This is a genomic window from Afipia birgiae 34632, from assembly GCF_000308295.2.
Classification (GTDB): Bacteria; Pseudomonadota; Alphaproteobacteria; order Rhizobiales; family Xanthobacteraceae; genus Afipia; species Afipia birgiae.
On sequence record NZ_HG326654.1, the window covers coordinates 687,763 to 712,930 of the forward strand.

A 25,168-nucleotide genomic window follows, 5' to 3' on the forward strand; every position below is an offset into this window, starting at 1 on the left:
GGACATGGTGGTTATGCCTCCTATGGAGGTGGCGACTGTTTGTCATCTCGTGTGGCGGCGCGTTATGGGACCACATGGACGGGTCTATTTCCGGCGCGTAGAGGTGTGCCGTTGAGATCAGGCGTTGCGCAGTTGGCCAAAACTCGTTCTTCACCGACGGGATCCAAGTCGACGGGATCCGTCAGCCCAAACCGCCGCCGCCTGACCAGCCCCCCGACCGTCACCAAAATTTGGGGCTAACTTTGGCGATAACCCGGAGAAAAGAAGTTAGCTCGGAAAAGGCGATCACCAGCCCCGATAGAGCATAACCAAGCCACGCTTCGCGGCCCCATCGGCATCGCTTCGTTACGCATGATAGCGATGCCGATGGCACAACTGCCAACTGGCGGACGAGGCCACTCCTTACATCTTGTGGCCGGGCGGCATGCCTTTCATATCACTCCCGGACGATGGCTTACTTTTTTTAGCTTTCTTGGCTTTCTTTTGCGCGACTGAGATTACCAAGGGTTCCCCTCGGCTGAGCCATTGGTCGGCTGAAGCGGGGGCGGCCGGTGCGGCGGAAGCAAAGTTGCCACCCGCAAGCATCAGCCCGGTCGCAACAAGAAGAGTTAATTTGCGCATGAGATCCTCTCGACGTTATTGCAGGGTCGTCTAACTAATAAGTCGCGGCACTTAAGCGAGTTCCCGCGCCGGTAATCCGAACTCCCGAAGCGCGGGTCAGGGATCGGAGCCTCGCTCCCGAGATCCTTTGTTAATCGAACGTATGAACGATGCGTCGGTTGGATGGATCGACGATGACATATCGGTCATTCACAACTGAATAATGATGGCTTCCCGCAGACGGCACCTGGGTTACCAAGCCGTGAGGCAAAGGATGATGCGGAGCGGAAGGAGGCAATGTTGCTCCGACTTGCGCGTGAAAGCCCGGCTCTTGGTACGACTGATGGTGCTGACCGGTCGCATGTTGGCGGATCACCGCGCCGTGCTCAGCCGAGAAAGCAACTCCTCCATGAACGCCGACCGTACCGTGAGGACGCGTCGATTCATGGGTTGGCGATTGGGCGAACGCAACGGTCATGCCGGCCAGCAGCGCAATCGCAGCCGAGGTTAGGGTCTTCATGCTGGATTCCTTCTGTTCACATATACCACTCTAACCAATCCCTTCGACTGCGCTTTGTTCCCAAGTTTGCGTGCCAGGTCCCAATCAAAACTCTCGGCGGAGCAGCAGGCCGACCGGCCAAGCTGGTGAGGATGGCCCGGATCTGCCTTTGCCAGGGCGGAAACGAACCGAGCTGGATTCGGCGATGTCGTTCTGAGACGGACTCTGTCCTGTCAGCCTGGTCCTCACGTAGGCGAAAGCATAGGTGACGATGGAAGCCAGGTCTCCCAATAGTCCGCCTTTAATTCTAATGCATTCAAGAAGCTGAGGTCTGTGCTAAATCCTGTGTGCTCCAGCTCGCATTCAGACGACGGTACCTGCTGTAGGCTTCGGATAGTCAGAGCAGCTCCCTGCTACCGGAACTTAAATGGAGTCATTCCGCATAACAATGCTTTCCACGCCGCGGCCGCCGGCCTCCCCGAGTATCGCAGCGCCGTTAGCGCCCACTTCGATCTCCCCGGAGAACGAGATAATCCAGATGCAGCATCCTCACGGCCATGGCCATGGCTTCGGTCATATCTTCATTGGCACGGTGGCCACCATGGCGGCCATCACGGCGACTGGCATAGCCATCACGGTGGTCATCACGACGGCGGGCATGGCGGCGGTCACCACTGATGACCAAGAGCCGGCCGAGAAGTCTCGGCCGGCTTTGTCTCCGCTATTGATCGGCAGCGGCAAACAATCGTAGCGATGTTGCGCTGACGTTCGACCGGGTGCGTCGCGGCCTTGCCAAAGAGTGGCCTTGCACCTAGTTTCCGCCCCCATTCAACCCGCTCATTTCTGGGGCACAACAGAAAATGCAGTTGTAGCTCAGCTGGTTAGAGCGCGTGTCTGTGGAACAGGAGGTCGGTGGTTCGAGCCCACCCAACTGTACCATCCAGCAAGCAGGTGAAATCTACTGCCTACGCCGCTCATTTGCGCTGTACGTGTTGTCGAAGGGCCGCCATTGGACTGAACCTGAGCGAGTTCCTCCACATGGCTCGGCACATAGACCGTTGCGCGCGCTTCAAATTGCGGGCGACAAATGCAATCACAGCACGGCCATCCACTTCAAAGGCAAATCTGGTCTCGTTTAGCTCCGCATGGGGTACCCGCCGAAAGGTGGCGCACTGGAAATCCGTGCGTGGACGGCAGCAGCGTTCACTCGAGGTACTCGAGGAAGCTTGCGCTCGACCATCCTTGCACAGTTTCCACACGCCATTCCCGCACCAGCGGTGCCGTAGGTTTAATGTTGGGTTTTCGGCATTGAAACCGCATCTCGGAACCACCGTGCGTTCCGCATGTTTTCCTCAAAGGTATGAAGGGCCCAAAAAAGCGCTCGCAGGAGGCTCAATGGCTGAACGTGACGTCGTGGTTATCACCGGTAGTAGCGGCTTTATTGGGTCCGCCTTGATAAACAAGTTCGCGGGCAAATTTTCGTTGATCGGCTTCGACCGCATGGCGTCGCATGCGCCGCCTCCTGCTGCGGAATGCGTGTGCATTGATCTGACGTCCGAACAGGGAGTGAAGGGAGCATTCGAGCGCATCAGAATCGCATACGGCTATCGCATTGCCTCCGTGATCCATCTCGCCGCCTACTACGATCTCTCAGGCGAGCCTAGCCCGCTTTATGAACAGATCACGGTGCGCGGCACCGAGCGACTGCTGCAACATCTCCAGGAATTCACGGTTGAGCAGTTCATTTTCACAAGCACGATGCTGGTTCACGCGCCCGTCGAGCCAGGACAGCGCATCAGTGAGGATTCGCCGATTGAGCCGGGATGGCCTTATCCATTGTCGAAGGTCGAGACGGAGGCACTAATCCGAAAGCAGCACGGCGACATGCCGGTTGTCCTGCTCCGATTAGCCGGCGTCTACGATGACAAATGTCGTAATGCGTTTCTATCGCAGCAGATCGCACGAATCCATGAACGGCAAATCCTCACCGGTGGCCGCAACGGAACCGAGACGATCATCACCTCGGCCGTATCGAAAGCGTGGCCGATACCCGATGGCGGCCTTGGTGCCGTCGCTTACGTGCTGGAAATCCTCATGGGCGCGATGGGTGACAAACGCCGCTGGCGGACCATGCCATGGATGGTGACTTTCTTCGGCATCTTGGTCGTGCCATTGGGGGTCGTCAGCATCTACTTTATCATCATCCAACCGATCGTCATCGGAACTTGGTGCACGCTGTGTCTCCTGGCCGCGCTCGCAATGCTGATCATGATCCCGTTTGCACTCGACGAACTCGTGGCCATGGGCCAATTCCTGGTCTGGAGCCGGCGCGCCGGCAAGTCTCTATTGCGTATTTTCTTCATGGGTGGATCTCTCCCAGGAGGAAAAGAAGACAAAGATGCCGATCTCGGTTCGGTCCGCTCAACGATGACCGCGATGTTGCCAGGGGTGACGCTGCCGTGGACGCTCGTCGCCAGCGTTATCCTGGGTATTTGGCTCATGTTCACGCGGCTGGCCTTCGGAACAACCCGGCCCATGGCGGACAGCGATCACCTTGTCGGTGCGTTGGTGGTCACGACGGCGATTATCGCGATGGCTGAGGTTGCCCGGCCACTGCGTTTCATCAACATGCTGTTCGGCGCCTGGCTCGTGCTCGCGCCATGGCTCCTCGATGGTGCGCCGCCGATGGCACACTGGTCGGATGCCGTGAGCGGGATTGCCTTGATCGGCCTGACTCTGCCTCGCGGCGTCCGCAGCCGACATCACTATGCAAGCTGGGATCGGTTCGTGGTGTGATCATGGAAAACACGATCGCCTTTGACGCCCGCATTCCTCTGCAAGGCCAAAAAGCTCTGATCACCGGCGCCAGTTCGGGCATCGGTGAAGCCATTGCCCGGCGTTTCGCGTCCGCCGGCGCGGCCGTCGGAGTGAATTATCTCTCCGGCGCCGACGCAGCACGAAATGTCATTGAGGAGATCCGGGCGGCCGGAGCCGAAGCCATACCACTGCAGGCAGACGTGGCGAGCGAGCAGGACGTAGCGGCGATGTTCCGCACCTTCCGTGACGCTTTCGGCCGCATCGACATTTTGGTTGCGAATTCGGGAATCCAGATGGATGCGGCAGTGGGCGAGATGACCCTCGAACAGTGGCGGCGCGTGATCGACGTGAATCTGACAGGGCAGTTTCTCTGTGCGCGGGAGGCGATCCGCTGCTTTTCGGAGCAGAATGTCATCCCCTATTCGAAGGCGGCCGGTAAGATCGTTTGCATCAGCTCGGTGCATCAGATCATTCCGTGGAAGGGCCACGTCAACTACGCGGCTTCGAAAGGTGGAGTCATGTTGATGATGAAGAGCTTGGCGCAGGAGGTTGCGGAGAAGCGCATTCGGGTCAATGCCATCGCGCCCGGAGCGATCAGGACATCCATCAACCGTGCCGCGTGGCAGACTCCGGAGGCGGAGCAAAGGCTTTTGCGGCTCATTCCCTATGGACGCATTGGAGAGGCCGCGGACGTCGCCGAAGCGGCCGTTTGGCTGGCATCCGATCAATCCGACTATGTGACCGGGACGACGCTCGTGGTTGACGGTGGCATGACACTTTATCCAGCCTTCCGAGAAGGCGGCTAGTTCCGAATCTCGCCAGGAGCATGCATGGCCGGACGAATCGAAGATTATGCGCTAATCGGTGATTGCAAAAGCGCAGCGCTCGTCGGGCGCGACGGCTCGATCGATTGGCTCTGCTGGCCGCGATTCGATTCCGGCGCTTGCTTTGCAGCGCTGCTCGGTGGGCCAGAACACGGGCGCTGGCTTATCGGGCCCGCGAGCGGGGGAAAGGCGACGCGGCGTCGCTATCGCGGCAAAACGTTCGTGCTTGAGACTGATTTCGAAACTGGCGACGGCACGGTGACGGTGATTGATTTCATGTCCATCCGCGGGGAACGCCAGGATCTGATCCGCTTGGTCGTCGGGAGGAGCGGCCGGGTCGCGATGCGATCGGAGCTGGTCATCCGGTTTGGCTACGGCGACGTGGTGCCGTGGGTGAATCGCCTAGAAGACGGGACCCTGCGGGCCATCGCGGGACCAGACCAGCTTGCGCTGCGCACACCCGCCGCTCTTCGCGGAGAGGATCTCAAAACGATCTCCGAATTCACGGTCGCCGCGGGCGAGACGGTCCCATTTACGTTGAGCTACGTGCCGTCACACGTTCCATTGCCGTTGCCAGTTGATCCCGGCGTCGCGCTTGGCGAAGCGGAGGTGTTCTGGACCAGGTGGGCGGAACGCTGTCGTTATGAAGGCCCCTGGGCCGACGCCGTCGTTCGCTCGCATCTTGTCCTCAAGGCGCTGACTTACGCGCCGACCGGGGGTATTGTCGCGGCGCCCACCACCTCATTGCCGGAGCTGCTGGGCGGCCCGCGGAACTGGGATTACCGCCATTGCTGGTTGCGCGACTCCACGTTTTCCCTCCTCTCACTGATGAACGCCGGCTACTTCGATGAGGCGCAGGCCTGGCGCGATTGGCTGCTGCGCACGGTGGCCGGCAGCCCGGACCGGATTCAGATCATGTACGGGCTCGCGGGGGAGCGTGACCTGGCCGAACGGGAGCTCGGGTGGCTCCCGGGCTATGAATGCTCGCAGCCGGTGCGCATCGGCAATGCGGCGCATCGCCAGCTTCAGCTGGACGTGTACGGCGAGGTCATGGACACCCTCTATCATGCCCCGCGAGGCGGATTGGGAGACAGCAAAGCGAGCTGGGGACTGCAACGCGCGCTCGTTTCGCATCTGGAGACGATTTGGCAGAAGCCCGACGAGGGCATCTGGGAGGTGCGCAGCGGCCGCCACCAATTCACCCACTCGAAGGTGATGGCCTGGGTGGCGCTCGACCGCGCCATCCGCAGCGCCGAGGAGTTTCGTCTCGAAGCTCCACTGGAGCGTTGGCGCGCGACACGTAACCAGATTCACGAGGAGACTTGTCGCAGAGGATACAATGTCGACCTTGGCTCTTTCGTCCAGTGCTACGATGGAAAAACCCTGGACGCCAGTCTGCTCCTGATTCCGCTCGTCGGATTTCTTCCCGTCGATGACCCCCGGGTCCGCGGCACCGTAAAAGCCATCGAGCAGCGGCTCCTGGTGGAGGGGTTCGTTCTTCGTTATAACTCGGAAGTTACTGAGGACGGATTGCCGGCCGGCGAAGGGGCGTTTCTCGCCTGCAGTTTTTGGCTTGCTGACAATTTCGTTCTGCTTGGACGCGACGACGATGCCCGAAAGCTGTTCGAACGCTTGCTCGCCGTGCGCAACGACGTGGGTCTCCTGGCGGAAGAATACAATCCGCGCAGCCGGCGCCAGTTGGGCAACTTTCCGCAGGCGTTCAGTCACGTGGCGCTCGCCGACACTGCTCGGAACCTGACAGAAGCAGCGAAGCCGGCGCGGCAACGCTCCGCACCATGACGCGAAGCGGACGTCTGATCGTAGCTGCCGATGGCGCGAAAGCCGTTTTCAGCCGATGGCGGCGAGCTACGGGAGCTGAATTTCTTATCGCGATCGAAAGAAGGCACGATGAAGCCGGATGTGCCGTAATCATCCGATCCGGATTTTGTTGTCAGAGAGGAAACTGTAGGCCGGCAGATCGAGATTCGTAGGTGCCGGACCGCGACGCGCGCGACCCGCGGTATCGTATTGCGAGCCATGGCGCGGGCAGAACCAGGCGCCATAGTCGCGTTGATGGGCAAGCGGGATGCAACCAAGATGGGGGCAGATGCCGATGACCACGAGCCACTCGTCATACCCCCTCCTTGACCCGCGCCTGGTCGGGCTACGGGTCGATGAGATTGCGCCAGTCGATGGAGCGTGCATCGCCGATTTCCTTCTTGGTGCGGTGGCTGATGAAGATGGGCTTGCTGCGCCAGAACACCTTGATCACCTGACCTTCAGCGATCGGGGCGAGATCGACCTCGATAGGGGCCGCAGCGGCGATAGTGGAAGCGTTGGGATTCATCTGAGATATAAACGGTACCATCGTCGCTACAGCGCCCGCAGCGCCGACGGCACCAGTGGCAACATAGATAAAGTCCCGTCGAGTCGGCTGAAGAAATGGCGGTCGTGTTCATCGATCCTCTCCCTTCTTCCTGGATGTCAAGCGACGCGAGCGTCTGAGAATTGTAGAGTCCGTTTCGTGCCGAGCCACACCAGGAAGATCGTCCTGTCGGAACCACCTCTATAGAGCGACCCGCACGTGGAGGCGTCGCTGCCCTTACCGGACCGGCGCGATGGGGCGCGCCAGTCCCCGATTTGCAAGAGCGATCATATCTCGGCTTCAGCCTCTACGTTGACCAGCGATTTCGCGAGAGCCGTTAAAGCCTTGTCGGTGGCAGATTCCTCTTTCAACGTTGCATCAAGCAACGACGCTGCATCCGGCATGCCCAACTCTTCCGCCCATGTTCGCAAGGTCCCATATCGCGATATCTCATAATGCTCGACTGCCTGGGCAGCCGCAAGGAGGCCTGCGTCAAGCGCCGGCATTCCCTTAAAGTCCTTCATGATCTCGGCACCCTCTTCCGTTATCCCGTTGATGGCTGCGCAGGTCTTTCCGCGCGGGGGTTTGCCTAAGATTTTGAACACACTCTGCAGCCGCTTAACTTGCCCCTTTGTTTCCCTTTCGTGCTTGACGAAGGCGGCCTTCAGCTCCTTCGACTGAGCTGCTTTAGCCATCTTCGGCAAGGTTTTCAGAATCTTATTCTCGGCGAAATAGATGTCCTTGAGTGTTTCATGGAACAGATCGGCAAGCATTTTGGGTTTCTTGGCCACGGGCTCCTCCTTGGTTACCCGCGACAAGAAACAGTGATCTGATTTGTTCCAATCCATGGTGGTGTTCGCTGAAGCGGTCGGACTGGAGCTGAGCGCGGATCGCGCATAAGAACGCCGCGCCCCGGTTAAGGAGGGCAAGGATATCAGTTGGCCGGAATGGTGTTGCCTCAAGACTTTGGTAACGAGTGGATCCTTCTAACCGTGTAGTCGCCGCTGGGCACCGCAGTTCTTGGACTGCGCGCAGGCGATCAGCTTCAGTTTCTCGATTTTAAGGGTGGCCCCACCCTCGTCGCCATTGAAAGCATCGGGGTGCAGCCCGATGCCATATTATCGACGCGCCAAAGGTAGGTACCGATGTTCGAATAGTTCGTAGGCCCCGACGATGGGCCGACAGTCGCTTGAACGCCGCGGCGCGCGCACTGTCAGTTCCGTTTTTCGGAGCCTCAAAAAAACGCAGCGCGTCGGCCGTTTTCTCTTCGCAGAGTCGGGTCCATACAGCGTGGACGCAAGTCGCGGTTACCTGGCTATAACCGATGCGATCCTCACGTTTGGAATGCGTAATTCGGTGAAGATCCATGCAGCCAGAATTGAAGCCAGTCCCTTCACAGCAATAACCTGATCATCTTTGGGGCTGCCCACTTCCAAAATGGATGCACTGATGGCCATGGCGCATCGGGCGTATCGATCACCCCGCTCGCACGTAGCGTGCTACCGCCCCGCCTCGCCCCGCATTCGCGAGCTTCTTCTATTCGAGGGATCTACCTGTCTCCTGAATCTACGCTCAACGTACGCGCTACTCTGCGCTGCTGACCAAACGCATGCGGGGCGCTGCCGCACCAGTCAATTCATGATAAGTTGCCAGATAGTCCAACGCCATGCGACGCGCTGTGAACCGTTCATCGAATCGCTTGCGAACAGCGCCCCGGTCTATCTGTGGCAGCAGGCCGACAGCCGCAACCGCACTGATTTCATCCTCCACGACAAATCCCGTGACGCGCTCGTCGATGATCTCTGGAACCGAACCGCGATTGTAGGCGATTACGGGAGTTCCGCAGGCCATTGCTTCAATCATGACAAGTCCGAACGGTTCGGGCCAGTTGATAGGCAACAGCAGCCCGAGCGCACCGCCTAGAAAAGCGGACTTCTCATGGTCAGCTATCTCGCCGATGTACTCGACAAGCGGATGGTCGATCATTGGACCGATGATTTCATCATAATAATCTTGATCAGCACGATCGACCTTCGCCGCGATTTTCAGCGGAATGCCGCATCGAATGGCGATCCTGATCGCAGTATCCACGCCCTTCTCCGGCGCGATGCGGCCGAGCACAGCGAGATAGCTCGGCGTCACCGGCTGGGGCGTCAAAAGCTGTTCTGGAATGCCGTGATGAATGGTGCGAATCCATTTGGCCTGGGGCACCGGCCGCCGCTGCGCGTTCGATATTGAAATTACAGGGATCGACGAAAACGTGTTGAACACCGGCTGATGCTCCGGCAGGTCGAGCCGGCCGTGCAATGTCGTGAGAAACGGTGTTGGCTGACGAGAGAACAGCGAGAAGGGATAGTAATCGAGATGAAAATGCAGGAAGTCAAATTCCTCGTCGTCGCATTTCCTTCGGACCCGTTCGAGCATCACCATGTGCAGCGCATTGGCGTCGCGGACCGACCCATCAAGGCGGAGGGCTTTCGGCCATGTTGCGTCAAGCTTCGCGGAGGTCTGAGAGTCTCCGCTGGCGAACAACGTTACGTCGTGACCCAGTGAGACCAGTTCTTCCGTAAGCCAGTGCACGACGCGCTCCGTTCCCCCATAGAGCTTAGGTGGAACAGCCTCGGTCAGCGGCGCAACCTGCGCAATCCGCATGCATGATCTCCTGTCATCAATGGTGAACAATCTGGAATGGTGACAATCTCGCAGCCTGAAGGAGGAACGTTCTCGCATATGCGAAGTTCCAATGAGGATGCGCGTTACTTTCCGCAGTCTTGTCTTGTTAGCGCCATCTCGATCCATCACGGTTTTCGAAAAGTCGTATCCGCGAGGTTTTTGCAGAACGATGGCAAAACAATGGGCGCTTCATCGAGGCGCTTTGGTGGAACCGAACAGCATTTCCTCTCTCGCAGAGAGATGTTCTTCAATGCTTCGCAGGGGTTATATGGACACTCTCTCCGGATACACTCAACGTCCCATCGCTTTCGTGCTGCGCTATCTCCAGCAGAGAATGACGTCGCACATCGTGATCGTGACTACAGTTGGAGCAGCGGTTGCTTGCTCGGTAGGCACACAATACGGCGTAAAATTTCTGGTTGATGCTCTCGCTGCCGGACCGGCCCACAACGGCGTATGGCTGGCATTCGGATTTCTTGTAGCTCTCATTGCCGCTGATAATTTTCTGTGGCGGATCGCAAGCTGGATCGCGAGTTTCACCTTCGTGGGTGTGACGGGGGATTTGCGCAGGGACATTTTCCGCCATTTGACCGGACACGCGCCGGGCTACTTCTCCGACCGGTTGCCGGGAATGCTCACGAGCCGCATCACCGCAACGTCCAATGCTGTGTTCACCCTGGAAAACATGTTCGTCTGGAATGTGATGCCGCCTTGCATCGCGACCGTTGCGGCGATCGCATTGATCGGAACCGTCAGTCCGGCGATGGCGGCGGGATTGACCCTTATCGCGGGTGCAGTCGTGATCGCGATGTTTCGCATCGCGGCAGCGGGCAAACCCCTCCACGACGAGTTCGCGGACAAGGCCGCTGCGGTCGACGGCGAGATGGTGGATGTCATCGACAATATGTCCCTGGTTCGGGCGTTCGGTGGTTTGGATTACGAACACGAACGTTTCGACGCCACGGTCAATCGGGAATTGACCGCAAGGGGCCGCAGCCTGCGCTATCTCGAGCGACTGCGGCTCACGCATGCCGCCATCACCGTTGTTCTCACGATCGGACTGCTGGCCTGGGCGATAAAGCTTTGGCAACAAGGCGGTGCGACTACCGGCGATGTCGTCCTGGTCTGCACACTCGGGCTCTCCATTCTGCATGCCACACGCGACCTGGCTGTAGCGCTGGTCGATGTCACCCAGCACATGGCAAGGATGTCGGAAGCGATCGCGACGCTTCTTGTGCCGCACGAATTGCGCGACCATCCGGAGGCCGAACCTCTGGTGAAATCTGGCGCCGTTATCGCATTCAACAACATCTCCTTCGGCTATCCCGGCGGCACGCAGCTGTTCGAGAAGTTCAACCTTCGGCTTCATTCGGGCCAACGGGTCGGTCTTGTCGGCCAGTCCGGTGGAGGGAAGTCGAGTTTGTTCACTCTGCTGCAGAGATTTTATGATGTGCAGCAAGGTAGCATCACGATCGACGGCCAAGATGTTTCAAAAATCACGCAGCAGAGTCTGCGCGATGCGATCTCGGTGGTTCCACAGGACATCTCGCTGTTTCAGCGTTCAATCATGGAAAATATCCGTTACGGCCGTCCGACCGCTACTGACGACGAGGTGTTGCGTGCTGCGATCGCAGCGCGCTGCGATTTCGTCGAGGACCTGCCGGACGGACTTGAAACCATGGTTGGAGATCGTGGCCTCAAGCTGTCGGGCGGGCAACGCCAGCGCATTGCGATCGCACGTGCGTTCCTGAAAGACGCACCGATTCTTCTGCTGGACGAGGCAACCGCGGCTCTGGACAGCGAATCCGAGGAAGCGATCCGTGAGGCCCTGGCGCGACTTATGCGCGGGAGAACCGTGATTGCGATCGCGCACCGCCTCACAACGCTGCGCAATTTCGACCGTGTTATCATGCTTCAGTCGGGACGTATCATCGAAGACGGTTCACCGGACCGGCTGATGCAGGGGCAAGGACCATACCGCGAATTGGTGACGCGGGAAATGAACCGGCTGGCGAAGCACGCCGCTGCCTGAGTCTGATCGCGCTTATCTGGCCCCTGCCTGGCCTGCCGACCACTGGCCAATCTGTCATCATCTTAGGGTCAACAAATGGCAATGGAATATTTGACGGAAATAGTGACAGTCCGCAAAACGGAAGTGTATACGGAATCGCCCTTCTACATTCCGATGACCGGCCCCGCAGCGCGCCCGCGCCGGGCGCTGAAGCACGACGATACCTTCATCGTGCTCGACAGTCATGGCGACATCGGTGCATCTGCCGGCGGACCTGATGGTCTCTTCAACGCGGATACACGTTATCTTGCGCGACTGGAATTGCTGCTAAACGACATGCAGCCGTTGCTGCTCAGCTCGAATCTGAGCGACGACAATTCATCGCTGACGGTCGATCTCACCAATGCCGATGTCTTCCGTGATGGAAAAATCGTCCTGCGAAAGGACATGCTGCACATTGTGCGCACGATTTTCCTGTGGCGCGGCACGGCATATCAACGGATCGGCCTTCAGAACCATGGAGAGTCCACCGCCAGCTTCAGCCTGAGTTTGCTGTTCGACAACGATTTTGCGGATTTGTTTGAAGTTCGCGGCGAACAGCGCCCTCGCCGCGGGATCTCCACCAGCCGCCTTCCCAGTTCGGGCGACGTTTTGTTCGAATATGTAGGACTCGACGAAACGCTCCGGCACACCACTTTGCATCTCGATCCGCTTCCGTCACATCTCGCGGTGAATCGCGCCATCTATCATCTGGACCTCGCGCCACACCAGAAAACCTCGCTGTTCGTAGCCGTTTCCTGCAACAGGTCTCCCACTCACAAGCCGATTCCGTTCTTTCGCGGCCTGCTGGCGCACCGCCGCGAGATGCGACAGTCGGCTGCGGGCGCAACGACGGTTGAGACGTCCAACAACATCTTCAACGAGGTGCTGTGCCAGGCGTCCGCCGACCTCAACATGCTGATGACCGAAACGCCGCAGGGCCGTTATCCTTACGCGGGAATTCCCTGGTATTCGACGACATTCGGTCGCGACGCCCTGATTACGGCGATGCAGATGCTGTGGATTGATCCTCGGATTGCGCGCGGTGTCCTAAAGCGGCTCGCGGCGTTTCAGGCGACCGCAGTCGACCCACTTGCCGACGCCGAGCCGGGGAAAATTCTGCACGAGATGCGCGGCGGAGAGATGGCTGCGCTGCGTGAAGTACCCTTTGAGAAATACTACGGCAGCGTCGATTCCACACCGTTGTTCGTGCTTCTGGCCGGCCTGTATGTCGAACGTACCGGCGACGAGGAAACGCTGCGCGAGCTCTGGCCGGCACTTGAAGCCGCACTGCACTGGATCGATGGCGCTGGCGATCCCGATCGGGATGGCTTCGTCGAGTATCAGCGTGCTTCCGAACAAGGGCTTGCCAATCAAGGCTGGAAGGATTCGTTCGATGCGATTTTCCACGCAAGCGGCCAGCTAGCAGAAGGATACATCGCGCTCGCCGAGGTCCAGGGCTATATTTATGCCGGCAAGCAGATGGCCGCTCGCGCCGCGCGCCGCATAGGCCTGGTCGACCGTGCGCAGAAGCTCGAGTCCGAAGCCCGCCTTCTCGCCGAGCGCTTTGAGAAAGCATTCTGGTGCGAGGAACTTGGCACCTATGCGTTAGCGCTCGATGGCGCCAAGACACCCTGCAAGGTGAGAACGTCGAATGCCGGGCAGGTTCTCTTCACCGGCATTGCCAGCGAAGAGCGCGCGCGCATAGTCGCCGCGGACCTGTTGCGGCCTCACTTCTTCACCGGCTGGGGCATCCGCACCGTTGCACGCGGCGAGGCCCGCTATAATCCGATGTCCTATCACGACGGCTCGATCTGGCCGCATGACAACGCCCTGATCGCCCTTGGATTGGCGCGTTACGGACTGAAGCATTCGGTCGAGCATGTCTTCAAGGGCTTGTTCGAGGCAGCGACTTACATGGATCTGCGGCGGCTGCCGGAACTGTTTTGCGGCTTCCAGCGCGAACGCCGGCGAGGACCGACCCTGTATCCCGTTGCCTGCGCGCCTCAAGCCTGGGCCAGCGCGACGCCGTTTACGCTGCTCGAAGCAGCGCTCGGCCTCGAATTTGATCATCAACTCGGCGAGATCCGCCTGCGCAATCCGCGACTGCCGGCATTCCTCAACGAAGTCGTGCTGTGGGATCTCCAACTCGGAAACTCCAGCGTGGATCTGCGCGTCCGGCGTCAAGGTGAAGGTGTGTCGCTGGAGGTGTTGCGCACCCGCGGCAAAATTCAGGTCTCGATCGTTCTGGCTCGCTGATCGGATCGCGATTTCGGCGACGCCGAATCCCGCAAGGAGTGTTTGAATGGGTATCACCCGTCATGCTGAGGCCATCGCGATGATAGTGGCTGCGACAGTTTTTTTCAGCGGTCCCTCCCAAGGTGATGATGCCGCATCGCCACCTACACCCTGGGACTTGCCCGCGAAAGGCGATGCTGTACCACCGGAAGTCCTACCCAAGCTTCCTGCCGTCCCTGCGCCCGGAGAGGCACCACCCTCGGTCTCGGTGATCGACGCCGTAGAGGCGCGCGGAATTCTTGGCCGCGACGTTCGCAGTCCGGCTGAGGAGAACATGGGCCGGATCGTCGACGTCATCGTCGACCGTCGTGGCAGCACACGCGCCGCTGTGATCGATTTCGGCGGATTTCTTGGCGTCGGCAGCCGCAAGATCGTGGTCGACTGGAGCGCATTGCACTTCTGGAATGTCGCAAACAAGGGCAAGAGCATCACCCTCGAGTTGACACGTGATCAGGTTAAGGCTGCGCCCGAATACAAGGAAGACAAGCCGATGATCGTGCTCGGCGCATCGGGCAGCTTGGCGCCGCTACGCTTCGTCCCCTAGCCGTGGAGTAATGAGCTGTCCAACCAGGCGACCATACACACAGCCGAACGGGATGGCGGCGACCGGAGCGACATTCCGTATGCTGGAAAGGGTGTGCCCGGAATAGCACCCGATTCCGGTGAACCTCATGTTCACTCCCCTTCGCGCCAAAGCCTGCGCGGCCTCGACTGGTTCATCTTCTTTCTCGCTGACGTACAAACTGGGTTCGGCCCCTTCGTCGGTACGCATACGACGAGGACCGCCTGATTGACGCATGCGCGCGGGCACGGCGGACTGTATGATAGCGTTGCGTGAAGGTCAGGCGGCCTGCTGATCGGCGGGCTTGTCGGCTTGGCGCAGGAGCTTCCACTCCCAGGGCAGCAGTTCGTGCAGACGCGATGCGGGAAGATCGGCGATACGGGCGAGGACGTCGGCGAACCAGGCCTTGGGATCGACGTCGTTGAGGCGACAGGTCGTGATCATCGTCAGCATGATGGCGGCACGGTCGGCGCCACGCTGGCTGCCGGCGAAGGTCCAGTTGCGCCTTCCCAAGGCGATGCCTCTCAATGCGCGCTCAGCACAATTGTTGGTCAAGCAGATCCTGCCATTGTCGAGGAAGCGGGCGAAGTCGTCCCAGCGCCTGAGCATGTAATTCATAGGCTTCAGGACCTCGGAGGAGCGCGAGAGGGTTTCGCGCTCACGCAGCAACCAGGCGTGCATGTCCTCGAGAAGCGGCTTGCTCCTTTCCTGGCGCGCGGCGCGCCGCTCGTCGGCGCCGCAGCCGTTGATGGCGCGCTCGATCTCGAACAATGCATCCAGGCGCCTGACCGCCTCCAGCGCGATCGGGGAGATGGGTTTGCCCCTCATGCCTTCCCGGGCATTTTTCTCGATGTCGGCCAGCTCGAAGAAGCCCCGCCGCGCATGGGCGAAGCAAAACGCCGGCGTGATTGGCAGCTCCTTCATCCGCGGGTCGAACAGCGGCTCGAAGCCGTTGTAGCAGTCGGCTTGCAGGATGCCGGCGAAGGAGGCCAGATGCTTCTGCGGGTGCTCACCCCGCCGATCGCTCGAGGCGTAATAGACCGCCGCCGGCGGCGCAGGCCCGGCGAAGGGCCGGTCATCCCGCACATAAGTCCAGATCCGCCCGGTCGTGCACTTGCCCTTCGCCAGGATACGGATGGTGGTGTCGTCGCCATGAAGGCGCTCGGCGGCGAGCACATGGCGCTCGATCAGGTGGAAGAGCGGCATGACGGCGAAGGTCCCGTGGCCGACCTGGTCGGCCAGCGTCGACAACGGCAAGTCGATCCCCTCGCACTTGAAGCGCGCACTCTGGCGGTTAAGCGGGATATGCATGCCGAACTTGTCGAACAGGATCGTCGCCAGCAATTGCGGGCCGATGAAGCCGCGCGGCGTGGCATGGAACGGCGCGGGCGGCTGGCTGATCTTCTCGCAATCGCGGCAGGTGAACTTCTCGCGTACCGTCTCGATCAACTTGAAGCGGCGCGGAATCTCCTCCAGCGTCCTCCGTCACATCCTCGCCGATCTTCGCCAGCCGCGATCCGCCGCAGCAGGCGCAAGTCGTTGGAGCCTCAATGACGACGCGATCGCGTTCGATGTCATCCGGCCCATGGCTTGCGCACCGGCCGCTTGCGCATGAAGGGGCGGACCTTCTGCGTCTTCGCCGCTGCGGCCTGCGCGGCAAGCTCATCCTCGCTCGCCGTGGTGACGAGTTCTTCGAGCTCCAACTCCAACTGCTCGATCAGCCGTGCCGTGCGCTCGGAGCGCTGCCCATACAGTTCGCGTTTGAGCTTCTCGATCCGCAGCTCAAGATGCGCGATCAACGCCTCGTTGTCCGACAACTGCGCCTGCACGCTGGCAGCTACCGCCTCGGCTTGCAGCCGCGCCTCACGCTCGGTCCGCAGCGCCGCCAGGGCACTCACAAGGTCCGAAGGAAGATCGTCCGGTTTCAACGTCACGAAGCCAGTGAATCAGATTTTCCGGCAGCTTCAATCGCAAAATGCTATCCCACTCGCGTTGGACGCCACGTTTCTTGAGGATTGCGCCAGTCGATGCCGGACAACAGGTAGGAAAGCTGCGCCGGAGAGATCGTCACTGCTTCACCAGCAACCGAAGGCCAGATAAATCTTCCTCTCTCGAGTCTTTTTGTGAACAGGCATGCTCCCTGGCCATCATGCCAAATCGCCTTCAAAAGATCGCCTCTGCGCCCGCGAAAGCAGAACAAATGACCGCCGAGAGGATCCCGCTTCAGGATCTCCTGCACCTGCAAAGCCAGCGACGGGAAGCCGCGACGCATGTCCGTGTAGCCCGTCGCAAGCCAAACCCGGGCACCAGTCGGGATTGGAATCATCGCAGAGTCTCCAGCCCTCGCACGATCCGCAGCAGCGCCGCCACGTCAACACCGCGATCAACGATGATCCGCCGTCCGTTCCCACTCACGATCTCAATCCGTCCAGAATTTCGTGCAGCACACTCACCAGGAGATGTCGTCTCCCGCTCCACAAGCACGGGCACAAACCCGACGGCGTCGGACGCTCCAAGCCGCCCCTCGCGAAACGCCTTGCGCCAGGAAAACAACAGTTGGTTGGAAATCCCGTGTCGTCGCGCCGTCGCCGAGGCCTGCCGTGGGCAGGAATGGCTCTCCTCCACAATCCGGAGCTTCGCTTCGTTCGTCCACCGACGTCGCCGGCCGGTGTTGACTACTTCCAGGCCGATGACCTGATGATTGTCCTTATGCATGTCCATAAGGTCAATCAGCTACACCCAAGGCCTGCTTCGCAAGGCGGCCTTCCTCGTAGGCGTACCTTCGTCGCTGTGTATCTGACAACTCAGAAATGGACCCAGGTCGAAATTGGCCTCGTGCTCTCGGTGGGCGGCATCGTGGCGCTGATTGGACAGATGCCCGGCGGAGCCATCGTCGATGCTGTGCATTCGGCACGCAAGGCGGCCGGTCTCGCACTCGTCGCAATCGCAATCAGCGCACTCGCATATGCGGCTTGGCCGATCTTTCCTGTGGTGATGAGCGCCGCCATGCTCCATGCCGCCGCGAGTTGCATACTTGGTCCTGCGATTGCCGCGATCAGCCTCGGGCTGGTCGGTCCCCTTGCGGTCGGAGAGCGGCTGGGACGCAACGCTCGCTATGCATCGCTCGGCAATGGAGTTGCTGCAGCCGTGATGGGTGCATGCGGCTACTTTTTATCGAGCCGATCTGTGTTTCTTGTGACTTTCATTATGGCGATTCCCACGCTTATCGCCCTGTCACGCATCCGCGAGCACGACATCATCTCTGAACACGCATTGAAAGCCAAATTCAATAAAGTGCCGACCAGCAGATCGCTGAGCCTCCGCGATCTTATCCGGCAGCGGCCGCTGCTGATCTTTGCGAGCAGCGTGCTGCTGCTTCAATTGGCAAATGCCGCCATGCTACCGCTAATGGCTGGGGTGGTGACGACCCGGTCCGCCCAGTGGGCGCCGGTGCTAATTGCTGCGTGCATCATCGTACCGCAGGCCATCGTCGCGCTCACTTCGCCTTCGGTGGGACGTTTTGCGCAGCAATGGGGGCGCCGACCTTTGCTGCTGCTCGGTTTCGCCGCGTTGGCCGCTCGCGGCGTTCTGTTCGCATCCATCAGCGATCCCTATTTTCTCGTCGCCGTTCAGATATTCGATGGCATCACGGCCGCGGTCTTCGCCGTCATGATTCCGCTGATCGTCGTTGACATCGCGTTCGGCAGCGGTCATTTCAACTTTGCCCAAGGCATCGTCGGCACCGCAACCGGGGTCGGTGCCTCTCTCAGCACCGTACTGGCCGGCTACGCAGCCGATCGTTTCGGCAGCAGCATCGCTTTTCTTGGGCTTGCCGCGGTCGCAGCTATGGGTCTGATAATGATCTGGACTATCATGCCGGAAACGCGGCGGCACGTCCTCGCGGCGCCAAAGGATGATGTCCGCTCTGCGCCATAGGTGGACACTGCGCTGTTGGGATCAAAGACGAGGTGTCGCATCAGGCTCGCGAATTGCTGCTGGCTAACGAGGACTTGCGCGTCCCGATCGTCGGCGTTGCCGCTCGCCTCGAGTTTCACGAAATGGTCGACCTTATCCAGCAGCGACCGGCAACACCGAATGCGCTGAACGCAGCGAGACTTGTTATCACCGATCCGGCCATTGCCGAACTGGTAGATAGGGCGACTACCACTAACCGTATGCGAGAGGCCTTAGAGTTGGCAGCCGCCAATCCGGAATTTGTGTTTTTCGGTCGCAACGCCGCCACTCAGCGCAGCCTCTGCGGACGGCTGGCCCGGCTCCTGCTCAGGATTCGCACCTATGCGTGAAACCCGGTTCCTGGTGGGACTGAGCGCTGACTCGTCGCGTGCTGTCGGGTCATCGAGCCGTGCTCGGACGAGAATGCACCCGCATGAGCCCCAACGGTTCCATGAGGACCCGCAGGCTCATGGGCATAGCGATATTCCTTCTGATTTGCGAAAGTGGGAACACGCCGACCCTGATGCGGAGTGGCATTCGCAGCCTGGTGCGTTGCTCCGCAAAGCGCGCTGCAGCGGTTGCGGGGCGATATACGCCAAATTGAAAAGGAGACCGTCGCGTGACCAAAAAGTTGGGAATTGTGATCTTCGCAGCCTTGGCCCTTCTGGGCGGTATCGTTTTTTATGTGGGCTCTGGCGCCTACGATGTCGGTGCGGATACGCCGCATTGGGAAATCACCCGAAGGGCCATAGAGGTTGTTCGCGACCGCTCGATCGAAGTACGCGCGAAACAAATCGAGCTACCCGACCTCCAGGACGAACAGATGGTTCTGAAGGGAGCAGGACAATATGCGGAAATGTGCGCGAATTGCCACCTCGCCCCCGAACAGACCGATTCGAAGATTCGACCTGGACTCTATCCGAGGCCGCCCAACCTGTCCGAGCACCGCGTCGAACCCAAGAGGGCTTTCTGGGTGGTGAAGCACGGACTGAAAATGAGCGGCATGCCGGCTTGGGGCCTCGGACACGACGACGCGACACTCTGGAGCATCATCGCGTTTGTCACCAAGCTGCCTGGCTTGTCTGCGGAGCGTTACAAGGACATGGTGGCGAAGGCGCCTCCCGACGAAGAAATGGAATCCATGAACAAGGGTGACGATCAGAAGCCGGGAAAGGACAAAAAGTCCGGCTCCGGAATGCAGACCGAGCCAAAAGATGATCACAAGCACTGATCGGTGAGCGCCGGATTGCTGGTCGGACGTTTGCGGGGACTCTCGGATGGAAGCTAAAGGTCGACGCCGCGTCCTCAATCCGCGCAGAAATATTATATCGTATATCGGCGCGCCGCAGGAGAGGCCCGGACTCGAACACGATGTCGAACGAGGCCTGGTAGGGGATGCTGCTGTCGACCTCCAAGCGCGCGATCGTTTCCTCTCGAGTCGCGATGCCGTGGCGATCCAGGCGCTGGCGGTAGTCGGTGCTCAGGACCGAGGGGCCGCCGCTGCAAAGGACGATGTCGCGGCTCACAGCGTTCCCGAAAGCCCGGTTGGTCCGGTCGCGCGTCGGCCACGCCCGCCGCGAGCAGCAGTTTGCGGGCGCGAAATCTGCGGCCATCGCGCGTGCGCACCGAAAAGCCGGTGTCGGTGCGCGCACCGACACCGACACGCGCTTCGTCGACAACGACCGATGCGTTCGACGCGAGCTGCTCTCTCGCAATGGCACGGCAATTGCGCCGGCCTTGGCCGCAAACGTCCGGTGCTATGAACGATACAACCACGCGCGCAAAAACATTGTAGCTCTGCAGGCTAGGCGACTCCACCAACTAGCGGCCATATCACTCGCCGGAACCTGCCGCACTTTGTTAGCCCACGAACCCGATGGGCAGGCGCACGATGGCGGCGTGAATGGGCGGGAGAGACCGCATGATGGCGGCCTTATACCATAGATCTGGCAGCTGCCTTTTTCATCAGCCTGACGGCGGTTTGTCGGACAGACGTCTCAGTACCTCAGCGCTGCGATGTCAGCTGAACGCTGTGTGAAATGCGCAACAGGCCGCGAGAATCGAGCTTTTCTCGAACATCCCCGTTTTCGTCCTCATGAGCTTAAAGTATGCTCCAGCAGTTTTTGCAAGCTTAGAGGAACAGGCTGATGCTCAATCGTCGAGCCCTCCTTGCGCAGAGCGCCGGTTTAGGAGGCCTAGCTGCGCTAAGTCACGTGCTTCCTGCTTGGGCGCGCACCGGAACGCGAGGCATTGCCCCGACCTTGCCGACGCTCTCGGGGCGGGACATCGCGCTGACGATCGGGCACATTCCGTTTACCGTGGGCGGGCGAACCGGCCGGGCGATCGCCATCAACGGAACTATTCCCGCGCCGCTCCTGCGGCTGCGTGAGGGCGAAACCCACCGCATCGCGGTCACCAACACCCTTGAGGAGACCACGTCCATCCATTGGCACGGTTTCCTTATTCCATTCCACATGGACGGCGTTCCGGGCGTGAGCTTTCCGGGCATCCGCCCGCGCGAGACCTTCGTCTACGAACTCCCCATCAGACAGTCAGGGACCTTCTGGTACCATAGCCATTCGGGGCTGCAGGAGCAGCTCGGTCACTACGGCCCGGTCATCATCGATCCCGCCGCCCCCGATCCGGTCACCTATGACCGCGAGCATGTAATAGTGCTGTCCGACTGGAGCTTCATGGATCCCGAAAGGATCATGGTCCAGCTGAAACAGGAGGGAGGTCATTTCAACCGAAATAGGCTGACCGTCGCTGGTCTTTCCAGCGACGATCCCGCGCAGCGCATGTCGCTCGAGGAGCGGCTGCAGTGGCAAAAGATGAGGATGGATCCGACCGACATCTCGGACGTGACCGGCGCGATCTATACGTATCTGATTAACGGTCACGGACCTGAGGAAAACTGGACCGGGCTGTTCCGTCCCGGCGAGCGGGTGCGGCTGCGCTTCATCAACGCAGCGGCCATGACGGTCTTCCAGGTCCGTATCCCGGGGTTACGCATGACCGTGGTCAGCGCCGATGGCGAAAATGTGCGCCCTGTCAGCGTCGACGAGTTCCAGATCTCGGTCGCGGAAACGTACGACGTGATCGTCCAGCCGAAGGAGGATCGCGCCTTCACCATCGTGTCGGAGGCCGCCGACCGGTCCGGCATGGCGCGGGGGACGCTGGCTCCGCGCATGGGCATGTCGACGTCCGTGCCTCCGCTTCGCCCTCGTCCGCTGCTGGGCATGGAGGATATGGGCATGCCCGGAATGGGCGGCGGCGGGTCGATGGGCGGCATGAACCAGGGCAGCATGGCGGGCGGCGGCTCAATGCCAGGCATGAACCACGGCGGCATGGCGGGCGGCGGCTCGATGAGCGGCATGGGTCACGGCGGCATGGATATGAACATGCGCGATCCGGCCAACGTGCCGCCAGACGTCGACATCAACCCCGGCGTGGACATGATCGCGCCGGACCCACAGGACCGCACCAGTCATCCAGGGCTGGGCTTGAAGGATGTCGGCCACAAGGTCCTCACCTATCGCGATCTTGTCGCCCTCAAGCCGAATCGTGACAGGCGCCGTCCGACGCGCACCCTGGAAATCAATCTGACCGGCAACATGAACCGCTTCATATGGTCGATTGACGGCCGGAAGTTCAGCGACGGTGTAGAGCCCATCCGCCTCGCCCGCAACGAGCGCGTACGCGTGACCATGGTCAACAACAGCATGATGCAGCACCCCATGCACATTCACGGCCACTTTATGGAGCTGGTGAACGGGCATCCGGGACGTCATCCACTGAAACACACCATCAATGTGCTGCCCGGAAGCAAGGTGAGTTTCGACATCACCGCCGACAACCCGGGGGACTGGGCTTTTCATTGCCACCTGCTGTTCCACATGCACGCCGGCATGTTCAACGTGGTGACCGTCCGCCCGCTGGATCGGCGGCCCGCATGACCGCGCTCCGAGTCGCATTGCTGGCAGTGGCCACGGCGCTGCCCGTCTGCGCAGCGGCCCAGCAGATGGATCACTCCATGCCGATGCCCGGGATGGAGGCTGCGCCAAAAAAGGAAGTGGCACCGCGCACACCCGCGGCTCCGAGCGGGCAATCAGGCGCACACTCGGGACACGGCCGGCAGGCAACCGGCGGCGCTCCCGCGGCTTCTACGCCGCCACGACCGGCCGGAGCTAAGCGCAAGCAAACGTCCTCCGCGGCCTCCCCCGCTGGGCACAACATGGGGGCGATGGGCGGAATGGGTGGCGCGAAGCCCGAACCGCCGAATCCGCCCCCACCCGCTGCGGCTCTTTCGGGGCCGTCGCATGCGGCAGACCTGGTCTACGCCCCGTCCGACATGGCGCGGGCGCGCGAGGAGCTCCGAATCGAGGCTGGCGATGTAAAAGCATATCGGGTCCTGCTCGACCGTTTCGAAACGCAATTTCAGAAGGGCGGCAATGGCTATCTTTGGGACGCGCAGGCTTGGTACGGCGGCGACTTCGACAAGCTCTGGATCAAGACAGAAGGCAGTGGCGCTTACCGCGGTAAGCTCGAAAGAGCGGAATTACAGGCGCTCTGGAGCCGTGCCATCACGCCTTGGCTCGATCTCCAAATGGGTGTGCGGCAGGACTTCGCAGTAAGCCCCCGCCGCACGCATGCGGTTATTGGGCTGCAAGGGCTCATGCCTTTCATGTACGACCTGGAGGCAGCCCTCTTTATCTCGAACCGAGGCGAGGTCACCGCTCGGTTCAATGCGCAATACGATCTGTTCGTGACTCAGCAACTGATCCTTCAGCCCCGCGTGGAAGCGAATCTTTCCGCACAAAACATCCCAGAACTCGGCATCGGTGACGGTTTGTCCACAATCGAGGCTGGGCTTCGCTTGCGGTATCAGTTCATCCCCGAATTCGCGCCCTACATCGGAATCGAGTACGAGCGAAAACTCGGTAATACCGCTGGCTATGCCCGTGACAATGGAAAGGATGTTGGCAGCTTTCGCTACCTCGTCGGTCTGCGGTCCTGGTTCTAGCAGAGGACGGGCAGCGCCTGCTCGACACGGCCCGGCTGAAAACCGACGAGGACTTCCGGTCAAATCGACGTCCGATTGAACTCACGGCTCGCCAGCCTGCCAGCGATCCCAGATTTCAGACAGCTGAGCCGCCGAGTAATAAATGCGACGTCGCTGCTTCATGCCCACACTCCTCTTTGTTAAAAGATTAGTGTGTTGCGCCGATCAGTTAAGCTCACCGCCAGGCTCTGCGAGCTATTCCCTGGCGCTCACCTTGAGACACTGACTACCGCGATGCTGCGCCAATGGATCGCGCGTAGGTGCTGGAGGTGCCCCGACCGATCATCTGTTTGACGTGCCTTACATCAACCTTCAACGTGATTGGCAAGCATGCCGCCGCGCCATCGGACTTGGTGATGTGCCTGGAGCAACCCTCAAAGCTTTCCGCCGTTCGTTCGCTCGGCACGCAACTGAGCGCGGGCTGCCACCCGACATGCTGAGGCAATACCTGAGGCATGAGCATCTGGCGACCACTGCGGGATACCTGAAGCTAGTTGGCGGCTACACCACCGAGCATCTCAGGCGGTGGTTTACATAGATGCGCGGGAGGCAGCTATGCAGAAAAGGAGCGGTCGCACCCATAGTGCGCAAGCCTCACCTAGCGGTGGTCGATGATGGGTCCCTTGAAGCATCCCGCAAAGATCAGCAGCGTCAACGTCGGGACGTGCTTCCATCATCACTGCCTCCGCGCGGTCTCTCACGACTTCAAGCCGCAGCATATCTAGGCGTCTCACCATCACACTTCGACAAACTCATACGGGACCGCACGATGCCACCCCGAAGCGCCTAGGCGGCCGTGTGGTCTGGGATAGGAAACAGCTTGATGGAGCCTTCGATGCACTTGACGCCGAGTCCGCATGGTCCGACGATGATGCCGGTGACGCCAATAGCTGGGATCAATCGCTGCAACGTGCGCGTAAACCTGAAATTCATAAGTGAAGATACGGACCGGCATGGAAATGTGCGGCGCTATCTCCGCTGTCCTGGTCATCCGAAAATTCGCCTACGCTCTGTGCCCGGCACCCCGCAGTTCTTGGCTGAGTATCAAGAGGCCGTCGCTCAAACGAATGGTGCGAGCAAGACCGCGTCCCGTTCCCGCGAGATCAAGCGCGGCACCTTCCGCCATCTTTGCGTCCAATACTTCGCGAATGGCGAGTACAGCGCCCTTGATGTCAGCACACGGAACTGGCAGCGCCGTGCTTTGGAGGAGATTTGCGAGTCTCATGGGGACAGCACCGTATCCCACATGCAGCCGCGCCACGTCCGCAAGTTGCGCGATGAATTGCTAGTTACACCCGCCGCCGCGAACCAGCGCCTCAAAGCCCTCCGCGCGTTATTCAACTGGGCGAACGAGGCGGAGGAAACGACGGTCAATCCAACCCTCGGAGTGAAGCGCATTAAATACGCCAGCGCGGGTCATCACACATGGACCCATGATGAGATGGCGCAGTACCGGAAGTGTCC

General features: G+C 60.2%; 19 protein-coding genes, 1 tRNA gene and 2 pseudogenes. 14 read left to right on the plus strand and 8 right to left on the minus strand.

What is annotated here, in order from left to right:
• Nucleotides 1–402: 402 nt before the first annotated feature.
• A complete protein-coding gene (locus tag BN32_RS21925) occupies nucleotides 403–621 on the minus strand; it encodes a hypothetical protein (protein ID WP_019195865.1) in 219 nt (72 codons plus the stop codon).
• Nucleotides 622–751: 130 nt separating this feature from the next.
• On the minus strand, nucleotides 752–1,120 hold the full coding sequence (locus BN32_RS21930; RefSeq protein ID WP_019195864.1) for a DUF1236 domain-containing protein: 369 nt from the start codon (nucleotides 1,118–1,120) through the stop codon (nucleotides 752–754).
• 517 nt (nucleotides 1,121–1,637) lie between these two features.
• Between BN32_RS21930 and BN32_RS21935 the strand changes: the two genes are divergently transcribed.
• The 5 genes from BN32_RS21935 to BN32_RS21955 all read left to right on the plus strand — a co-directional run bounded on the left by BN32_RS21935 (nucleotide 1,638) and on the right by BN32_RS21955 (nucleotide 6,540).
• Entirely contained in the window at nucleotides 1,638–1,850 is a 213-nt protein-coding gene (locus BN32_RS21935) for a hypothetical protein (RefSeq protein ID WP_156449375.1), read from the plus strand.
• Between the two features lie 111 nt (nucleotides 1,851–1,961).
• Nucleotides 1,962–2,038, plus strand: a tRNA-His gene (locus BN32_RS21940).
• A 99-nt stretch (nucleotides 2,039–2,137) separates the two neighbouring features.
• On the plus strand, nucleotides 2,138–3,895 hold the full coding sequence (locus BN32_RS25725; RefSeq protein WP_244438236.1) for a vitamin K epoxide reductase family protein: 1,758 nt from the start codon (nucleotides 2,138–2,140) through the stop codon (nucleotides 3,893–3,895).
• A 2-nt stretch (nucleotides 3,896–3,897) separates the two neighbouring features.
• On the plus strand, nucleotides 3,898–4,722 hold the full coding sequence (locus BN32_RS21950) for a glucose 1-dehydrogenase (protein ID WP_152343645.1): 825 nt from the start codon (nucleotides 3,898–3,900) through the stop codon (nucleotides 4,720–4,722).
• Between the two features lie 24 nt (nucleotides 4,723–4,746).
• A complete protein-coding gene (locus tag BN32_RS21955) occupies nucleotides 4,747–6,540 on the plus strand; it encodes a glycoside hydrolase family 15 protein (RefSeq protein WP_019195860.1) in 1,794 nt (597 codons plus the stop codon).
• 129 nt (nucleotides 6,541–6,669) lie between these two features.
• On the opposite strand, the pseudogene petA reads toward BN32_RS21955, so the two are convergent.
• The 3 genes and pseudogenes from petA to BN32_RS21970 all read right to left on the minus strand — a co-directional run bounded on the left by petA (nucleotide 6,670) and on the right by BN32_RS21970 (nucleotide 9,757).
• A pseudogene (petA, locus tag BN32_RS28275) lies at nucleotides 6,670–7,156 on the minus strand (ubiquinol-cytochrome c reductase iron-sulfur subunit).
• Between the two features lie 236 nt (nucleotides 7,157–7,392).
• The gene (locus tag BN32_RS21965) at nucleotides 7,393–7,878 is read right to left on the minus strand and encodes a YciE/YciF ferroxidase family protein (RefSeq protein WP_040427446.1); all 486 of its coding nucleotides are present in this window, start codon (nucleotides 7,876–7,878) and stop codon (nucleotides 7,393–7,395) included.
• Nucleotides 7,879–8,689: 811 nt separating this feature from the next.
• Nucleotides 8,690–9,757: a glycosyltransferase family 4 protein gene (locus BN32_RS21970; RefSeq protein WP_019195854.1), complete on the minus strand. Its 1,068-nt coding sequence runs from the start codon at nucleotides 9,755–9,757 to the stop codon at nucleotides 8,690–8,692.
• Between the two features lie 289 nt (nucleotides 9,758–10,046).
• Here BN32_RS21970 and BN32_RS21975 point away from each other — a divergent pair, with 289 nt between their 5' ends.
• From BN32_RS21975 to BN32_RS21985, 3 genes are all read left to right on the plus strand, one after another.
• Nucleotides 10,047–11,810: an ABC transporter ATP-binding protein gene (locus tag BN32_RS21975; protein WP_019195853.1), complete on the plus strand. Its 1,764-nt coding sequence runs from the start codon at nucleotides 10,047–10,049 to the stop codon at nucleotides 11,808–11,810.
• Nucleotides 11,811–11,885: 75 nt separating this feature from the next.
• Nucleotides 11,886–14,087, plus strand: a complete 2,202-nt coding sequence (locus tag BN32_RS21980; protein ID WP_040427202.1) for an amylo-alpha-1,6-glucosidase — start codon at nucleotides 11,886–11,888, stop codon at nucleotides 14,085–14,087.
• 46 nt (nucleotides 14,088–14,133) lie between these two features.
• Complete coding sequence (locus tag BN32_RS21985) at nucleotides 14,134–14,670, plus strand: PRC-barrel domain-containing protein (protein WP_040427204.1); 537 nt, start codon at nucleotides 14,134–14,136, stop codon at nucleotides 14,668–14,670.
• A gap of 297 nt (nucleotides 14,671–14,967) precedes the next feature.
• On the opposite strand, the pseudogene tnpC reads toward BN32_RS21985, so the two are convergent.
• The 3 genes and pseudogenes from tnpC to tnpA form a co-directional block, all read right to left on the minus strand.
• Nucleotides 14,968–16,622 (minus strand): annotated as a pseudogene (gene tnpC / locus BN32_RS21995) (IS66 family transposase).
• Between the two features lie 44 nt (nucleotides 16,623–16,666).
• Nucleotides 16,667–17,014 (minus strand): IS66 family insertion sequence element accessory protein TnpB, encoded by a 348-nt coding sequence (gene tnpB, locus BN32_RS22000; RefSeq protein WP_019200280.1) that lies wholly within the window; start codon nucleotides 17,012–17,014, stop codon nucleotides 16,667–16,669.
• On the minus strand, nucleotides 17,011–17,409 hold the full coding sequence (gene tnpA, locus BN32_RS22005; RefSeq protein WP_019200281.1) for an IS66-like element accessory protein TnpA: 399 nt from the start codon (nucleotides 17,407–17,409) through the stop codon (nucleotides 17,011–17,013). The genes tnpB and tnpA overlap by 4 nt, the downstream gene beginning before the upstream one ends.
• Here tnpA and BN32_RS22010 point away from each other — a divergent pair.
• From BN32_RS22010 to BN32_RS27165, 6 genes are all read left to right on the plus strand, one after another.
• Complete coding sequence (locus BN32_RS22010) at nucleotides 17,398–18,624, plus strand: MFS transporter (protein WP_244438238.1); 1,227 nt, start codon at nucleotides 17,398–17,400, stop codon at nucleotides 18,622–18,624. The two genes, tnpA and BN32_RS22010, sit on opposite strands and share 12 nt — an antisense overlap.
• A gap of 53 nt (nucleotides 18,625–18,677) precedes the next feature.
• Complete coding sequence (locus BN32_RS22015; RefSeq protein ID WP_019195849.1) at nucleotides 18,678–18,992, plus strand: hypothetical protein; 315 nt, start codon at nucleotides 18,678–18,680, stop codon at nucleotides 18,990–18,992.
• Between the two features lie 290 nt (nucleotides 18,993–19,282).
• On the plus strand, nucleotides 19,283–19,873 hold the full coding sequence (locus BN32_RS22020) for a c-type cytochrome (RefSeq protein WP_244438239.1): 591 nt from the start codon (nucleotides 19,283–19,285) through the stop codon (nucleotides 19,871–19,873).
• Nucleotides 19,874–20,789: 916 nt separating this feature from the next.
• Entirely contained in the window at nucleotides 20,790–22,598 is a 1,809-nt protein-coding gene (locus BN32_RS22030; protein ID WP_040427209.1) for a copper resistance system multicopper oxidase, read from the plus strand.
• Between the two features lie 296 nt (nucleotides 22,599–22,894).
• A complete protein-coding gene (locus BN32_RS22035; protein ID WP_244438240.1) occupies nucleotides 22,895–23,665 on the plus strand; it encodes a copper resistance protein B in 771 nt (256 codons plus the stop codon).
• Nucleotides 23,666–24,527: 862 nt separating this feature from the next.
• Nucleotides 24,528–25,168: phage integrase (locus BN32_RS27165; protein WP_488225995.1), on the plus strand; the 641-nt coding region annotated here is incomplete at its 3' end.

Coding starts and splice junctions, on each gene's coding strand:
- BN32_RS22035 (WP_244438240.1), top strand. CDS start 22,895: ATGGGTGGCGCGAAGCCCGAACCGCCGAATCCGCCCCCACCCGCTGCG.
- tnpA (WP_019200281.1), bottom strand. CDS start 17,409: ATGGACATGCATAAGGACAATCATCAGGTCATCGGCCTGGAAGTAGTC.
- BN32_RS22010 (WP_244438238.1), top strand. CDS start 17,398: ATGCATGTCCATAAGGTCAATCAGCTACACCCAAGGCCTGCTTCGCAA.
- BN32_RS21985 (WP_040427204.1), top strand. CDS start 14,134: ATGGGTATCACCCGTCATGCTGAGGCCATCGCGATGATAGTGGCTGCG.
- BN32_RS21965 (WP_040427446.1), bottom strand. CDS start 7,878: ATGCTTGCCGATCTGTTCCATGAAACACTCAAGGACATCTATTTCGCC.
- tnpB (WP_019200280.1), bottom strand. CDS start 17,014: ATGATTCCAATCCCGACTGGTGCCCGGGTTTGGCTTGCGACGGGCTAC.
- BN32_RS21955 (WP_019195860.1), top strand. CDS start 4,747: ATGGCCGGACGAATCGAAGATTATGCGCTAATCGGTGATTGCAAAAGC.
- BN32_RS21930 (WP_019195864.1), bottom strand. CDS start 1,120: ATGAAGACCCTAACCTCGGCTGCGATTGCGCTGCTGGCCGGCATGACC.
- BN32_RS21950 (WP_152343645.1), top strand. CDS start 3,898: ATGGAAAACACGATCGCCTTTGACGCCCGCATTCCTCTGCAAGGCCAA.
- BN32_RS21925 (WP_019195865.1), bottom strand. CDS start 621: ATGCGCAAATTAACTCTTCTTGTTGCGACCGGGCTGATGCTTGCGGGT.
- BN32_RS21935 (WP_156449375.1), top strand. CDS start 1,638: ATGCAGCATCCTCACGGCCATGGCCATGGCTTCGGTCATATCTTCATT.
- BN32_RS21980 (WP_040427202.1), top strand. CDS start 11,886: ATGGCAATGGAATATTTGACGGAAATAGTGACAGTCCGCAAAACGGAA.
- BN32_RS25725 (WP_244438236.1), top strand. CDS start 2,138: ATGGCTCGGCACATAGACCGTTGCGCGCGCTTCAAATTGCGGGCGACA.
- BN32_RS21975 (WP_019195853.1), top strand. CDS start 10,047: ATGGACACTCTCTCCGGATACACTCAACGTCCCATCGCTTTCGTGCTG.
- BN32_RS21970 (WP_019195854.1), bottom strand. CDS start 9,757: ATGCGGATTGCGCAGGTTGCGCCGCTGACCGAGGCTGTTCCACCTAAG.
- BN32_RS22030 (WP_040427209.1), top strand. CDS start 20,790: ATGCTCAATCGTCGAGCCCTCCTTGCGCAGAGCGCCGGTTTAGGAGGC.